Here is a 14151-nt window from a genome sequence, read left to right as displayed (position 1 = left end):
GGGCAATACTTTCAAATGAAATGATAGTAACCCAGGCCAGGCCGCTGACTCCCGATTCCGGCGGCGACGCATGAGCGCTACCGGCGCGCTCGAACGCGCGCGCAGCGCGGTGTGGCGCCTGGGCATGGTGGTTCCCCTTCAGGGGCCGGCCGGACTGTTCGGCCCCTCCTGCGAAGCAATCAGCGAGTTGGCCGCCCGCGACCTCAACAACTCCGGTGGCGTGCTGGGACGCGAAGTCCAGATCGAAGTGATCGACGGCGGCGCTTCGCCGAGCGTCGTCGCCGCCCGCGTGGGACAACTACTCGACGCCGGTGACATCGACGCCGTCAGCGGTTGGCACATCTCCTCGGTCCGCCACGCACTCGCACCGGTGGTCGCAGGCCGTATTCCGTACTCGTACACCTCGCTCTACGAGGGCGGCGAGGTCAGGCCCGGCATCTACTGCTCGGGTGAGACACCACGTCAGCAGATCGCGCCGGCGCTGAAGTGGCTGCGCGACAACGTCGGAGCGCGTAAGTGGTTTGTCGTCGGGGACGACTACATCTGGCCGCACAGCTCTCTCGGAGCCGTGAGGCAATTCGCCACCGAACTCGATCTCAGCCTGGTCGGCGGTTCGTTTGTCGACCTCGGGCGCGGAAACATGAAGCAGTTGGTCGAGACCGTCTCGAACTCCGGTTGCGACGGCGTGATCATGCTCCTCGTCGGGCAGGACGCCGTCGACTTCAACCGAGCCTTCGCCCGCCGAGGCCTCGACGAGTCGATGATCCGGTTCAGCCCGTTGATGGAAGAAAACATGCTGCTCGCGAGCGGCCCCCGCGCAACCCGGAACCTGTTTGCCTCGGCGGCGTACTTCCGCTCGATGGTCGACGGTAACTCCATGGACCTGCTCGGGCGCTACATCGCACTGCACGGCGCGCACGCTCCGGCACTGAACAACGCTGCCGAGTCGTGTTACGAAGGGATACATACCCTTTCGGCCCTGGTTCGACGCGCCGACAGCACACATCCGCGTGACCTGGACGCCGTCGTCGAGGGTGCCGCGTACGACGGGCCTCGCGGAACCGTCGAGTTTCGTGATCGTGTTGCACGGCAGAAGATTCAGCTCGCCGTCGCCGACGGACTCGACTTCTCGATCATCGCAACGCTCTGAGATTTTCCCTGAGATCTCCCTCTTGACTTCTGTGGCGCGCATCACTTAGTTTCATTTGGAATCATTTCATTTGAAAGTAACCGTCCCGAAGTAACCGTCCCGAAGTAACCGGAGGTGCCCGATGGGCAGTGTTGGTTTGCTTTACGTGGGAGCCGTCCTCTTCGTCAACGGACTGATGCTGCTCGGCACAGTTCCCGTTCGATCCGCCTCGGTCCTCAACCTCTTCGTCGGCGCACTTCAATGCGTCGTCCCCACCGTCATGTTGATTCAGGCTCAGGGAGATTCGAGTGCCGTCCTGGCGGCCTCAGGGCTCTACCTGTTCGGATTCACCTATCTCTACGTGGGCATCAGCAATCTCGCCGGCTTCGAGCCGGAAGGAATCGGGTGGTTCTCGCTGTTCGTCGCGTGCGCCGCGCTCGTGTACTCCTTCCTCTCTTTCACAGTGAGCAACGACCCAGTCTTCGGGGTCATCTGGCTCGCATGGGCAGCGCTGTGGACGCTGTTCTTCCTGGTACTCGGGCTCGGCCGCGAGAATCTCAGTCGCTTCACCGGCTGGGCAGCGGTCCTTCTGAGCCAGCCCACGTGCACGGTCCCCGCATTTCTGATCCTGACCGACAACTTCCACACCACACCCGCCGTCGCGGCCGGTTGGGCCGGAGCGCTTCTGGTTCTCCTGGGCCTGGCCAAGATCCTCGCTGCACCCAAAACCGCAGTACCCCAATCCCGTCCAGTCTTCAACTGATCGACACAACCAAGGAGTGAAAGACAATGCGACACGGTGACATCTCCTCGAGCAACGACACGGTCGGCGTAGCAGTGGTCAACTACAAGATGCCCCGCCTGCACGATCGCGCCGGTGTCCTCGAGAACGCGCGCAAGATCGCCGACATGATGATCGGCATGAAGACCGGCCTCCCCGGAATGGATCTGGTGGTCTTCCCCGAATACTCCACGCAGGGAATCATGTACAACGAGGAGGAGATGTACGCGACAGCAGCCACCATCCCGGGCGACGAGACCGCGATCTTCTCCGCAGCGTGCCGCGAAGCCGACACGTGGGGAATCTTCTCCATCACCGGCGAACAGCACGAAGACCACCCGAACAAGCCCCCGTACAACACGTTGATCCTCATCGACAACAAGGGCGAGATCGTTCAGAGGTACCGAAAGATCCTGCCCTGGTGCCCCATCGAAGGGTGGTACCCGGGAGACACGACGTATGTCACCGAAGGCCCGAAGGGGCTGAAGATCTCGCTCATCATCTGCGACGACGGCAACTACCCGGAGATCTGGCGCGACTGCGCGATGAAGGGTGCAGAACTGATCGTCCGTTGCCAGGGGTACATGTACCCCGCCAAGGACCAGCAGGTGATGATGTCCAAGGCAATGGCCTGGGCCAACAATTGTTATGTGGCAGTTGCCAATGCGGCCGGATTCGACGGCGTCTACTCCTACTTCGGACACTCCGCGATCATCGGATTCGACGGCCGGACGCTGGGTGAAACCGGCGAAGAAGAATACGGAATCCAGTACGCGCAGCTTTCCGTCTCAGCCATTCGCGACGCACGCGAGAACGATCAGTCCCAGAACCACATCTTCAAACTCCTCCATCGCGGCTACTCCGGTGTCCACGCAGCAGGTGACGGAGACAAGGGCGTCGCGGACTGCCCGTTCGAGTTCTACAAGCTGTGGGTCACCGACGCCCAGAAGGCTCAGGAACGCGTCGAGGCCATCACCCGAGACACAGTGGGTGTAGCGGATTGTCGCGTCGGAAACCTGCCGGTCGAGAAGACACTCGAAGCGTAAGGATCTCACTGTGCCTTATATCACCGACATGCTCCATGACCGGAACAGTGCAGCAGCACCACCGCCGGCCGAGGAACGAACCGAACCCGTACCGGTCGGGGCCTTCGACGCTCGCAAGCTCTCGAAAGCCCTGAGTTCCAAGATCGTCGGACAACAGGCCGCCGTCGACGCAGTGGTTCGTGCGATTTCGATCGCGCATGTCGGTGCCACGGATCCGACGCGTCCGCTCGCCAACATCCTTCTCGTTGGCCCGACCGGCGTCGGCAAGACGGAATTGGTGCGGCGCGTGGCCGCAGAACTACGGTCAGGACCCGATGATCTGTGCCGCATCGACATGAATGCTCTTGCGCAAGAGCATTATGCGGCGTCGTTCTCCGGGGCTCCACCTGGATATGCCGGTAGCAAGGAGTCCTTCACGCTGTTCGACAAGAACACCGTCGAGGGCGATCCGTACACCCCCGGAATCGTCCTGTTCGACGAAGTGGAGAAGGCCGACCCCACCGTGCTGCGTGCGCTCCTGCAGGTCCTCGACAACGGCGAACTCCGGTTGGCGAACGGTCAGCAGAAGATCTCGTTCCGCAACAGCTACGTGTTCCTGACCTCGAATCTCGGCTCTGCTGCGGTGGCAGAACGTCGGCGATCCCACCTGCGGCAGCTCGCCGATCGCGTCCGGATCGATCGACCGCGCCATGGTCATCATCTGGTGCAACGCGCGTTGGAGAAGTTCTTCGACCCCGAATTCTTCAACCGCATCGACGAAACCGTGATCCTCGACGAGTTCGACGAACAGACCGCGGAACAAGTGACCCGTCTCGAGATCGAACTGATCACGACTCGGTTGGCCAGGAGAGGCATCGACGTCGAGGTGGAGGACTGCGCCGTCGCCCTGTTGCAACGGCGCGGGTTCGACCCGGTGTACGGAGCACGTGGCCTGCGCCGCACCATCCGGAACGTCTTGGCCGACCCGGTGGCCGCCGCCGTTCTCGACCTTCGGCCGGTCGGGACGCAACCACTCGCCTTGCAGGCGCGGGCAGTTGGTGATCAGATACAGGTAAAGAAAGTCCCATGAGTGCTCGCTCACGTTGCGGATCGAATCCGCAACGTGGGCGACACATTTCAAACATGTCCGCGTAACGCCACCTCCCTAGGTTGGGTGCCTGCACCACAAAGTGCACATGCACAGGCACCCAGGGGAAGTGACGTCATGACAGCAGTGAACGAGCAGGTGTCCGCCGGCGCACCGGACAGGGCAGATCTCGGTGAGAACGCCGCACTGAAGGAGACGCTGGAGGACTACACCCTCCGATTTGCGCCACGCAGCTACCGCAAATGGGGAACCGGCGTCGTCGCGACCTCCGCGCTCGGCGGAATCGCGTATCTCGCAGACTTCTCGATCGGCGCCAACATCGGCATCTCGTACGGCACCGGTAACGCACTTCTGGGCATCGCCGTGTTTGCCGTCGTCATCATGGCGACCGGCTTCCCACTCGCCTACTATGCCGCGCGATACAATATCGACCTCGATTTGATCACTCGCGGAAGCGGTTTCGGCTACTACGGCTCGGTGGTCACCAACGTCATCTTCGCGACGTTCACCTTCATCTTCTTCGCGCTCGAGGGTTCCATCATGGCCCAGGGTTTGAAACTGGGGCTCGGGATCCCACTCTCGATCGGCTACGCGGTCTCGACCCTGATGGTCATTCCACTGGTCATCTACGGAATGAAGGCTCTGGCAAAGCTCCAAGTGTGGACGACGCCTCTGTGGCTCGCCATGATGGTGCTGCCGTTCCTGTATCTGCTGTTCAAGCACCCTGATTCGGTGAGCGCGTTCTTCGCCTTCGGCGGTGAGGACGGCGCAAACGGCAAGGGCGTCAACTTCGGATCGGTGATGCTGGCCGCGGGTGTCTGCTTGTCGCTGATCGCACAGATCGCCGAGCAGATCGACTACCTACGCTTCATGCCGCCCAAGACGCCGGAGAACACCCGTCGTTGGTGGGCTGCAGTAATTCTCGCGGGGCCCGGCTGGGTCATCTTCGGCGCGTTCAAGCAGATCGTCGGACTGTTCCTCGCTGTGTACATCATCGCGAACGTCGTCGACGGATCTTCGATCGCCAACCAACCCGTGCACCAGTTCCTCGAGATCTACCAGGACATGATGCCGCACTGGCTGGCCATGACGCTGGCCGTGATCCTCGTTGTCATCAGCCAGATCAAGATCAACGTCACCAACGCGTACTCCGGCTCACTGGCCTGGACCAACTCGTACACCCGCGTCACCAAGACCTACCCCGGACGCATGGTCTTCGTTCTGGTCAACCTGGCGATCGCACTGATCTTGATGGAAGCCAACATGTTCGACTTCCTCAACACGATCCTGGGCTTCTACGCCAACTGCGGTATCGCCTGGGTCGTGGTCGTCGCCTCGGACATCGCGATCAACAAGTACTGGTTGAAGCTCTCCCCGAAAGTCCCCGAGTTCCGACGCGGGATGCTCTACGACGTCAACCCCGTCGGCTTCGTGTCGATGCTGCTGGCCGCGGGCATTTCGATCCTGGTGTTCTTCGGTGCTTTCGGTTCGGCGATCAAGCCGTTCTCCCCGATCGTCGCAATCGTCATCGCGCTGGTGATGCCGCCGGTCCTGGCCGTCGCCACCAAGGGAAAGTACTACCTACGACGCACCGACGACGGCATCGATCTGCCGATGTTCGACGAGTACGGGAACCCCTCCGGTGAAACGCTTCTGTGCTGCGTCAGCGGAATCGAATTCGAGCGTCCCGACATGCTCGCGTCGAACGTGCCCGGTCCGAACGGCGAGAAGCAGTACATCAGCTCCCTGGCCTTGAGCACCGACAAGACCGGTGAGCACGTCCTGCCTGCTCAGCTTCCCTGACAACTGCTGTGCGCCTTTATTAACCGCCGGGGGTTAATAAAGGCGCACAGCAGGGTTATGCCCCTACATCGTCGAGCGACTCACCCTTCGTCTCACGCATGACCAGCAGCGCGACAAAAGTCAGCGTCGCCGCTACGAGAAGATAGATGCCGACCCAACCGACGCCGTAGTTCTTCGCGAGGTAGACGGCGATGAACGGCGCCACCGCTGCGCCCAGAATGCTGGCCGTGTTGTACGCGATTCCCGAGCCCGTGTAGCGGACGTTGGTCGGGAAGAGTTCCGGGAGAACGGCACTCATCGGGCCGAAGGTCAGGCCCATGAGCAGCATGCCCACGATGAGGAACGCCAACATGCGACCGTCGTTCATTCCGTCCGGTTCGAGGAAGACACCGAAGGTCAAGCCGAACACCATGATCAGACCGGTGATGATCAGCAAGGTGATACGACGCCCGTAACGGTCGGCGAGCCAACCCGAGACCGGCACGGCGGCAGCGAAGAACACGACTGCGATCAACTGCAGGACAAGGAAATCGGTGTACTTGAAGCCCGCACCGGTTCCACCGTCGGCCGGCGTCTTGCCGGTTCCGTGGCTGAGAACCCAGGTGGTCATGATGTAGAACAGCGTGTACGTCGCGAGCATCACGAACGTACCGACGATCAGCTGACGCCAGCTGGTCTTGAATACCTCGGCGACCGGAGTCTTGACCTTCTCGCCGCGCTCGACTGCACGCGCGAACACCGGGGTTTCCTCGAGCTTGAGCCGGACGTACAGGCCGATCATCACCATGATTGCGCTGAGCAGGAACGGAATTCGCCATCCCCAGCTCAGGAAGGCGCCCTCGAGGTCCGGGCTGGAATTGTCGTGGTTCATGAACAACGTGATGATCAGGAACAGTCCGTTGGCCATGAAGAAGCCGATGGGCGCACCGAGTTGCGGCCACATCGCCGCCCAGGCCCGCTTGCCTTCCTTGGCTGTCTCGGTCGCGAGCAGCGCCGCACCCGACCATTCGCCGCCGAGCCCGAGACCCTGGCAGAAACGCATGAGCGCCAACAACGCCGGGGCCAGCAGTCCGATCTGGTGATAAGTGGGCAGCAGTCCGATGAGGAAGGTCGCGATGCCCATCGTCAGCAGCGAGCCGACCAGAGTTGCCTTGCGTCCGACGCGGTCACCGAAGTGTCCGAAGAGAATCGAACCGAGGGGACGGGCGACGAACGCGAGTCCGAACGTCGCCAACGACGCGAGAAGCGCGGTGGTGTCGTTGCCCTTCGGGAAGAACAGGTGCGGGAACACCGATACTGCCGCTGTTGCATAGATGTAGAAGTCGTAGAACTCGATGGACGTACCCACCATGCTGGCGACCACGATTCGGCTGCGCGGCACTCCGGCGACGGTATCTGCGTCGCCGCCCTCCGGCTTGGGTGGATTCTCACTGACTGACGTACTCAAAACATGCTCCTGCGCCGTTATACGAAAGATGTCCAATTGGTGGGATAGTGTCCCAATCAGTAGGAATTGAACACCCGCGGGGTTTTCCGACGCAAATTCGGTTCGCGAATTCGGCTCAGCGGGCAATCCGCGATAAAATTCCGTAAAGGTGAGCCGGGAAGTCTGGTCGGCACGTGCATTCGATGCGTCACAACGTCGATCACGTTCATGTCTGTTGCATCCGAATTCGGTTGCACGAACAAAGGTCGTCCCCACGCGTGATCTCCACCCTGCGTTCCGAACTGTCCCGCTACCTCCGCACCGAAACGGTGGGCGGATCGATCCTCCTGATCGCTGCCGCCCTCGCTCTGATCTGGGTGAACTCTCCTTTCGGTGAGAGTTACATCGCACTACGTGACTTCCAGATCGGTCCGTCCGCACTCCATCTCGACCTCAGCTTGGGCACGTGGGCGCAGGACGGACTGCTTGCCGTCTTCTTCTTCGTCGCCGGCCTCGAACTCAAACGTGAACTGGTGGTCGGCGAACTCGCGGACCGCAAAGCCGCGATGCTCCCGATCATCGCGGCGTGCGGCGGCGTCCTGGTTCCCGCGATCATCGCGGCGTCCATCGGTTTCGGCACGCCCGGCATGGACAAGGGCTGGGCCATTCCCGTCGCGACGGACATCGCTTTTGCCCTCGGCGTGCTCGCGCTGACCGGCTCGAAGATCCCGGCGAGCGCCCGAGTTTTCCTGCTCAGCCTGGCCGTCGTCGACGATCTGCTCGCGATCATCCTCATCGCCGTACTGTTCACCGGTTCCCTCGCGATGTTGTGGCTGCTGACCGCGGCCGCAGCCCTGGCTGCCTACGCCTACGCCCAACACAAACGCATCACGACGCCGTTCCTCTACGTCCCGCTGGCACTACTGACCTGGTACGCGATGCACGAAGCGGGGATTCACGCCACACTCGCGGGCGTCGCGCTCGGCTTACTCACCCGGGTGAGGCGCGATCCGGACGAGGAGTACGCGCCCGGTAGCCGTCTCGAGCACCGCATTCAGCCTTACTCCGCAGGCTTCTGTGTCCCCGTCTTCGCACTGTTCGCCTCCGGTGTTCCGATCAACGCGGCGGTACTCGGCGACATTTTCACCGACCCAGTAGGGCAATCGGTCGTCGTCGGTCTTCTGGTCGGCAAAACCGTCGGAATCTTCGGAATTTCCCTGCTCGCGATCAAATTGGGGATAGCAACCAAACCCAAGACACTGGAATTGAGAGACATGTTTGCCCTCTCAGTTCTCGGTGGCATCGGGTTCACCGTTAGCCTGCTTGTAGCAGACCTCGCATTGGACGGGGTCGGCGATGGCAGCGAGGCCGAGATAGCGAAGGCCGCAGTTCTCGTGACATCGTTGGTGGCATCGCTGATCGGATCAGCGCTGCTGTGGCGACGTGGACGAGTTCATGCGGCTCGAGACGACGCTTCCACCGCCATTGCCACGGACGCGAGAGAACTACCTGGAGAGGTCGACAAGTGAGCTTGACCAACGGAGAGAGCCAGCGCTTCACCGGAGATGGAGTACCGAACACGGTCTCTTCCATCCCTCTCACCGATGTGGACGCCCGCACGCCGGGCGAGGCCACCATCGGGGCCCTCGTCAAGGACGCGACCGCACAGGTCTCCACCCTCGTGCGCGCCGAGGTCGAACTTGCCAAGGCCGAGGTGACGGGCGAGGTCAAGAAGGGTCTGCAGGGCAGCGTCTTCTTCATCCTGGCCTTCACGGTTCTGCTGTTCAGCTCGTTCTTCTTCTTTTTCTTCCTGGCCGAGATGCTCGACACCTGGGTGCCGCGCTGGCTGGCGTTCCTCATCGTCTTCCTGATCATGGTGGTGACCACCGCGATTCTGGCGCTGCTCGGTTATCTGCGCGTGCGCAAGTTGAGGGCTCCGGAGAAGACGATCGAATCGCTCAAGCAGGCCAAGAACGTCATCCCCGGCAGCCATGACGACGCAAAGCCGTCGGTCGATTTCAACGCGCGCCGGTAGCGAGTCTGATCGAAAGTGGCAGCCCCAGATCCATCCACCGTCAGGTTCGACGGCCCCTGGATTCACCGGGACATTCACGCCAACGGCATCCGGTTTCACGTCGTCGAGGTAGGCGACGCGGAGCCGGATGCTCCGTTGGTGGTGCTTCTGCACGGATTCGCCGACTTCTGGTGGTCCTGGCGCCATCAATTGACGGCACTGTCCGAGCAGGGCTTCCGCGTCGTCGCGATGGACCTTCGTGGGTACGGCGACTCCGACAAGCCCCCTCGTGGCTACGACGGTTGGACGCTCGCCGGTGACGTAGCCGGCCTCATTCGTGCGATGGGTTACGGCAAGGCCACGCTGATCGGTCATGCCGACGGCGGGTTGGTGTGCTGGGCGACCGCGCTCCTGCATCCACGCCTGGTGCGGTCGATAGCGCTGATCTCGTCTCCACACCCGATGGCGCTCAAGAAAGCAGTCGTCCGCGACCCCTATCAGCGCCGCGCGCTTTTGCCCTCGTTCCTGGCCTATCAGGTACCGCTACGCCCGGAACGTCGGTTGACGGCCGACAACGGCGCCGAAGTGGAGCGTCTGGTTCGCTCGCGGTCGGGCCCCACCTGGCCGCAGCAACCCGAATTCGCAGACGTCATGAGCAAGATGCGGTCCGCGATCCGGATCCCGGGCGTCGCGCATTCCACCTTGGAGTACCAGCGTTGGGCCTTCCGCAGCCAGCTCCGCCCCGAGGGCCGACGTTTCATGCGTTTGATGGATCAGGTTCTTCGCATTCCGATCGTCCAGATTCACGGCGAACTCGACCCGTACGTGCTCACCCGTACCGTGCGTCGCGACAAGCACTGGGCTCCCGGCGAGAAACTGCGCACCATTGCCGGAGTCGGTCATTACGCGCATCAGGAAGCCCCCGAGCGCGTCAATCGCGAACTCGGGGACTTCCTCCTTACGGAGAAGTGACCGCTACAGGATGCACGCGCCCGTCGGTACGGGCGTCGATGCCGAGGCAGCCGCGTTCAACTGGCGCGAGACTTCCTGCGCGGTGAGGACGAATCCGGTGTCACTGTCGTCGACGGCAGCACCGAACACGACGCCGAGGACCCGCCCCTGATCATCGACCATCGGTCCACCCGAGTTGCCCTGCCGGATGGATCCGCGCACGGTGTAGACCTCACGCTGGGTGGTTCCGGCCTTGTAGATGTCCGGCCCGTTCAGGTTGAGGACCTCACGAACGCGGGCTGCGCTGGCCGTGTACGGACCACCGCCGGGGTAACCGAGCACCAACGCGTTGTCACCGGTCCGAGCCTGCTCCGGAGCGAACGGCAGCACCGGCGCGTCCAATCCGGGAACCGCCAGAATCGCGATGTCCACGGCGGAGTCGAAGAGCACCACCTGCGCGGGCAGTGCGCCCTCCATGGTGTCCACGGTGATGCTCTCGGTTCCGGCAACCACGTGGGCGTTGGTCATGACGCGTTCGGGGGCGACGATGAATCCGGATCCCTCGAGCGCGCGCTGGCAACTCGGTGCGACGCCGTTGATGCGGAGAACACTCGGACGCAACTGCGCCGCCAACGGACTGGCGAGAACGCTCGCGTCGGGTGCTTCGACCTCGGTGATGGGCGTGCGCCCGAACGGGCCGATGACGTCAGGCAGGCCGGAGGTGTCGAGCAGCGCCGAGAACTCGGTCGGGATGCGGCGCAGCCACTGCGGCGCCACTTCGTCCACGCTGGCGAGAACGTCCGAACCACGAACAGCGGCGGCAATATTCGGCTGCGACGAGGAAGTGAGCGGAATCGCGAGCAACCACGCCGCGACCACGACAGCCACCGCCTGTAGACCCGCACCGATGACGCTGTCGACGGATCGCGCCGTCGGACTGTGCATTCCGCTGCGCGCCGCGCGTCCGAGCACCATGCCGGCGACCTCGCCGATGATGACCAACACGACGATCAGCGAGATGCCCGCGAGGATGCGCAGCTTGCCTTCGGTGACGTGCACGAGCAGGTGCGGCGCCAACAGAATCCCGGCGACGGCACCGAGGATCACGCCGACGAACGCCAGCGCCGACGCCACCGCGCCCTGACGCCATCCGGACGTGGCCGCGATGAGGGCGACCAGAACGATGGCGATGTCCACCCAACGAGAACCTGTCATCGCGGCACCGCCGAATCCTCGACACCTTCACCGAACTCGGACAGCGCTGTGTCCAGGTCTCTCACGTCCTCGTAATTCCACGGAATCTCCCAGCCCGACACCGTGAACAGCGCCGCGAGGATTCCTGCTGTGAACCCCCAGACCAGCATGCCGTCGGCGCGGAACGCCGGGCCCTGGTATCCGAGGGGATGTCGAACCTGAAACCGGTTGTCTGGGTCGAGCAACGTGCGCAGCGGCACCCGGGCCACCCGTCCGACCTCGCCCTCGTCCTGAATGCCCACCGTCGTCGGCTGCTCCCAGTAGCCGAGCACCGGCGTCACGTCGAAACCCGACGGCGGGATGAAGATCTCCGGCAGCACGGTGAGCGGCTGAACTCCGCTCGGATCGAGCCCGGTCTCCTCCTGCGCTTCACGCAGCGCGGTGCCGATGGGGCCGTCGTCGCCCGGATCGGCGGCACCGCCGGGGAATGCGACCTGTCCGCTGTGCTGACGCATCGTCGACGCCCGTTGGGTCAGCAGGACGTCTGCGCCCTCCGGCAAGCCGCCGACGGCGAGAGGGTCGGCCTCACGCGGTCCGCCGAAGAGCACGAGCACCGCGGCCGGACGCGTCACGGTGCCGCGCGGCGCGCGACGCTCGAGGACGGGGTTGATCCGATGGGGATCGGTGGGCTGGGTGCTGGCGACAGCGCGCAACCACTCGGGAACCGGTGTGCTCATACGACGACTCCCAGATATTGCGCCGCAGCGGCGGCGATCTCGTCCGCACTGCGGAAGGGTTGGGGCAAGACCTTGGCGACTGTTCCATCCGCGCGCACGAGCACCGACACCGGCAGCACCGGCGGTGCGCCCACTGCGATCCGTACCTTGCCGTCACCGTCCTGGACGCCGGGCAAACGCACCGAGTAGTCGATGAGTCGCGTCAAAGCGTTCTCCTGATTCGGATCCGAATGCACGGTCAGCACGTTGATGCTGCCGTCGGCGCGCTCCGCGAATTCCTGAAGGTACGGAAGCTCTTCGGCGCATGGCGCGCACCAGTACGCCCACAGATTGAGCAGAGTCGGCTTTCCGCCCACCGCTGCGGCAAGGTCGACGGGCGCTCCGTCGGAGACGCAGTCGAGGGTGATTCCGGCGAGAGCCGAGCCGGCAGGCGCTTCGCCGGTCGGAGTCGGGCAGGAGGCCAGAGCCGCCTGGCTACGGAGTTGATCGAGCGATTCCGACGACGGAGTGAACGTCGGCGGCTGATACGCGGACGAGGACGGGCCCGTCGAGGTGGGCGTCGTGTCGTCTCCTCCGCGCGGCCAGATCGCCACGACGAGAGCCGCGACGACCACGAGCGCAGCGAGAGACCATCTTCCGGCACTTGTCATCGGTGATCACAACCCTGCCAGGGCGAGCAGATGATCGGTCTCGGGGCCTTTCACCAGGGCCGCGGCCTCGGTTTTGTCGGTCGGGCCGAGACCGTACGACGGGCAGTCCTTGGCCAGAACACACACACCGCATGCGGGCTTGCGCGCGTGGCAGACCCGTCGGCCGTGAAAGATCACGCGATGCGAGAGCAGAGTCCATTCCTTACGTTCGATCAGTGCCCCGACGGCGTGTTCCACCTTGACGGCATCTTCTTCCTCGGTCCACTTCCACCGACGCACGAGCCGACCGAAGTGGGTGTCGACGGTGATTCCCGGAATGTCGAAGGCATTGCCCAGCACGACGTTCGCGGTCTTGCGTCCGATGCCTGGGAGTTTCACCAGATCTTCGAGCTTGTTCGGGACCTGCCCGTCGTGGCGTTCGAGTAGCGCCTGACCGAGTCCGATCAGCGACGTCGTCTTGTTCCGGTAGAAGCCGGTGGAGCGGATGTACTCCTCGAGTTCGGTCCGATCGGCTTCCGCGTATGCCTTTGCGTCGGGATAACGGGCGAAGAGTGCCGGCGTGACCATGTTGACGCGGACGTCGGTGCATTGCGCCGACAGGATTGTCGCCACTGCCAGTTCCAACGGAGTCGTGAAGTCGAGTTCGCAGTACACGTGTGGGAAAGCCACAGCGAGCTCACGATTCATCCGACGCGCCCGGCGTACCAATCCGAGGTGTGATTCTTCCTTCCGCGCACCCCCCGAACGCGGTTTCTTCCGCTGCTCTGAACTGCCTGTCGGGGTGGTCTGCACTCAGACAACTGTACGGATACGACATGAGTGGAGACTCCGTCGTGTCGATTCTGAGACCTTCGACGTGTTTACTTCCCCCTATGCAAGGACTCGCAGTAATTCTCTTTCCGCTACTGCTTATGCTCTTTGCCCTGGCGATGGAACGAGTCGAAGGGCGATTGCGTCGGCTCTCGGTCCAAGAGCATGAAGTAGAAGACTTCCTCGACCAGGCAAGTCACGACGACGTCGCCCGCCTGGCAAGCGATGGGTTTCCCCATGCGTTCGCCCGCTTCCACCGGAAGCGTAAGGGCCGTCAGTCGGAGGCTCCCGAGAGCGCCAGCCTGGGCGAAATCCGGACACAACGGGCAAGTTGACGGCCATACAAAGTAGTCACCGCAGCGGATTCCGGAAGAATTTTCGGCTCTTACGTGGCATCAATCACTCGTCGCGAGCTAACGGGACGTAGACTTCGATGCCGTACCTGTTGCATTGAACACAGATTGCATTGGACACAGTGTCTCACTCATGAGGGCTGAGCCTGTGTACGACGGTTTGTGCACAG

The 14151-nt window shown here is 62.9% G+C and carries 14 protein-coding genes; 9 read left to right on the top strand and 5 right to left on the bottom strand.

Annotation, left to right across the window (positions count from 1 at the left end):
* Positions 1-70 precede the first annotated feature (70 nt).
* The 5 genes from ACBG85_RS02635 to ACBG85_RS02615 all read left to right on the top strand — a co-directional run bounded on the left by ACBG85_RS02635 (position 71) and on the right by ACBG85_RS02615 (position 5846).
* Complete coding sequence (locus ACBG85_RS02635) at positions 71-1150, top strand: substrate-binding domain-containing protein (RefSeq protein WP_063315183.1); 1080 nt, start codon at positions 71-73, stop codon at positions 1148-1150.
* Positions 1151-1271: 121 nt separating this feature from the next.
* Positions 1272-1892: an AmiS/UreI family transporter gene (locus ACBG85_RS02630; RefSeq protein WP_003946099.1), complete on the top strand. Its 621-nt coding sequence runs from the start codon at positions 1272-1274 to the stop codon at positions 1890-1892.
* Positions 1893-1918: 26 nt separating this feature from the next.
* Complete coding sequence (locus ACBG85_RS02625) at positions 1919-2956, top strand: aliphatic amidase (protein ID WP_372026092.1); 1038 nt, start codon at positions 1919-1921, stop codon at positions 2954-2956.
* Positions 2957-2966: 10 nt separating this feature from the next.
* Positions 2967-4025 (top strand): AAA family ATPase, encoded by a 1059-nt coding sequence (locus ACBG85_RS02620; protein WP_063315185.1) that lies wholly within the window; start codon positions 2967-2969, stop codon positions 4023-4025.
* Between the two features lie 135 nt (positions 4026-4160).
* Positions 4161-5846: a cytosine permease gene (locus tag ACBG85_RS02615; RefSeq protein ID WP_063315186.1), complete on the top strand. Its 1686-nt coding sequence runs from the start codon at positions 4161-4163 to the stop codon at positions 5844-5846.
* A 55-nt stretch (positions 5847-5901) separates the two neighbouring features.
* Here ACBG85_RS02615 and ACBG85_RS02610 read toward each other — a convergent pair whose 3' ends face one another.
* Entirely contained in the window at positions 5902-7293 is a 1392-nt protein-coding gene (locus ACBG85_RS02610; protein WP_063315960.1) for an MFS transporter, read from the bottom strand.
* A gap of 173 nt (positions 7294-7466) precedes the next feature.
* Between ACBG85_RS02610 and nhaA the strand changes: the two genes are divergently transcribed.
* The 3 genes from nhaA to ACBG85_RS02595 are packed head-to-tail and all read left to right on the top strand — an operon-like array spanning position 7467 to position 10258.
* Positions 7467-8801: a Na+/H+ antiporter NhaA gene (gene nhaA / locus ACBG85_RS02605; RefSeq protein ID WP_007732414.1), complete on the top strand. Its 1335-nt coding sequence runs from the start codon at positions 7467-7469 to the stop codon at positions 8799-8801.
* Positions 8798-9307 (top strand): phage holin family protein, encoded by a 510-nt coding sequence (locus tag ACBG85_RS02600; protein WP_007732413.1) that lies wholly within the window; start codon positions 8798-8800, stop codon positions 9305-9307. Before nhaA ends, ACBG85_RS02600 begins: the two co-directional genes overlap by 4 nt.
* 15 nt (positions 9308-9322) lie before the next feature.
* Positions 9323-10258: an alpha/beta fold hydrolase gene (locus tag ACBG85_RS02595; protein ID WP_007732412.1), complete on the top strand. Its 936-nt coding sequence runs from the start codon at positions 9323-9325 to the stop codon at positions 10256-10258.
* A gap of 3 nt (positions 10259-10261) precedes the next feature.
* On the opposite strand, the gene ACBG85_RS02590 is transcribed toward ACBG85_RS02595, so the two are convergent.
* Genes ACBG85_RS02590 through nth form a run of 4 tightly spaced genes read right to left on the bottom strand, consistent with a single transcriptional unit; the run spans position 10262 to position 13610 of the window.
* Positions 10262-11452, bottom strand: a complete 1191-nt coding sequence (locus ACBG85_RS02590) for a MarP family serine protease (RefSeq protein ID WP_003946095.1) — start codon at positions 11450-11452, stop codon at positions 10262-10264.
* The gene (locus ACBG85_RS02585) at positions 11449-12168 is read right to left on the bottom strand and encodes a CoA pyrophosphatase (protein WP_058038253.1); all 720 of its coding nucleotides are present in this window, start codon (positions 12166-12168) and stop codon (positions 11449-11451) included. The genes ACBG85_RS02590 and ACBG85_RS02585 overlap by 4 nt, the downstream gene beginning before the upstream one ends.
* On the bottom strand, positions 12165-12818 hold the full coding sequence (locus ACBG85_RS02580; protein WP_003943500.1) for a TlpA disulfide reductase family protein: 654 nt from the start codon (positions 12816-12818) through the stop codon (positions 12165-12167). The genes ACBG85_RS02585 and ACBG85_RS02580 overlap by 4 nt, the downstream gene beginning before the upstream one ends.
* A gap of 6 nt (positions 12819-12824) precedes the next feature.
* A complete protein-coding gene (gene nth, locus ACBG85_RS02575) occupies positions 12825-13610 on the bottom strand; it encodes an endonuclease III (RefSeq protein WP_003943471.1) in 786 nt (261 codons plus the stop codon).
* A gap of 80 nt (positions 13611-13690) precedes the next feature.
* Here nth and ACBG85_RS02570 point away from each other — a divergent pair, with 80 nt between their 5' ends.
* On the top strand, positions 13691-13963 hold the full coding sequence (locus ACBG85_RS02570) for a hypothetical protein (protein ID WP_019746620.1): 273 nt from the start codon (positions 13691-13693) through the stop codon (positions 13961-13963).
* Positions 13964-14151 lie beyond the last annotated feature (188 nt).

This window comes from Rhodococcus sp. NyZ502 (assembly GCF_041464245.1).
Lineage (GTDB): Bacteria > Actinomycetota > Actinomycetes > Mycobacteriales > Mycobacteriaceae > Rhodococcus_F > Rhodococcus_F qingshengii.
This window is presented reverse-complemented; position numbering and strand designations above follow the sequence as displayed.

Excerpts from the sequence above, each read along its gene's own strand:
- ACBG85_RS02625 (WP_372026092.1), top strand. The coding sequence starts at position 1,919 with ATGCGACACGGTGACATCTCCTCGAGCAACGACACGGTCGGCGTAGCA.
- ACBG85_RS02635 (WP_063315183.1), top strand. The coding sequence starts at position 71 with ATGAGCGCTACCGGCGCGCTCGAACGCGCGCGCAGCGCGGTGTGGCGC.
- ACBG85_RS02580 (WP_003943500.1), bottom strand. The coding sequence starts at position 12,818 with ATGACAAGTGCCGGAAGATGGTCTCTCGCTGCGCTCGTGGTCGTCGCG.
- ACBG85_RS02630 (WP_003946099.1), top strand. The coding sequence starts at position 1,272 with ATGGGCAGTGTTGGTTTGCTTTACGTGGGAGCCGTCCTCTTCGTCAAC.
- ACBG85_RS02570 (WP_019746620.1), top strand. The coding sequence starts at position 13,691 with ATGCAAGGACTCGCAGTAATTCTCTTTCCGCTACTGCTTATGCTCTTT.
- ACBG85_RS02615 (WP_063315186.1), top strand. The coding sequence starts at position 4,161 with ATGACAGCAGTGAACGAGCAGGTGTCCGCCGGCGCACCGGACAGGGCA.
- ACBG85_RS02585 (WP_058038253.1), bottom strand. The coding sequence starts at position 12,168 with ATGAGCACACCGGTTCCCGAGTGGTTGCGCGCTGTCGCCAGCACCCAG.
- ACBG85_RS02590 (WP_003946095.1), bottom strand. The coding sequence starts at position 11,452 with ATGACAGGTTCTCGTTGGGTGGACATCGCCATCGTTCTGGTCGCCCTC.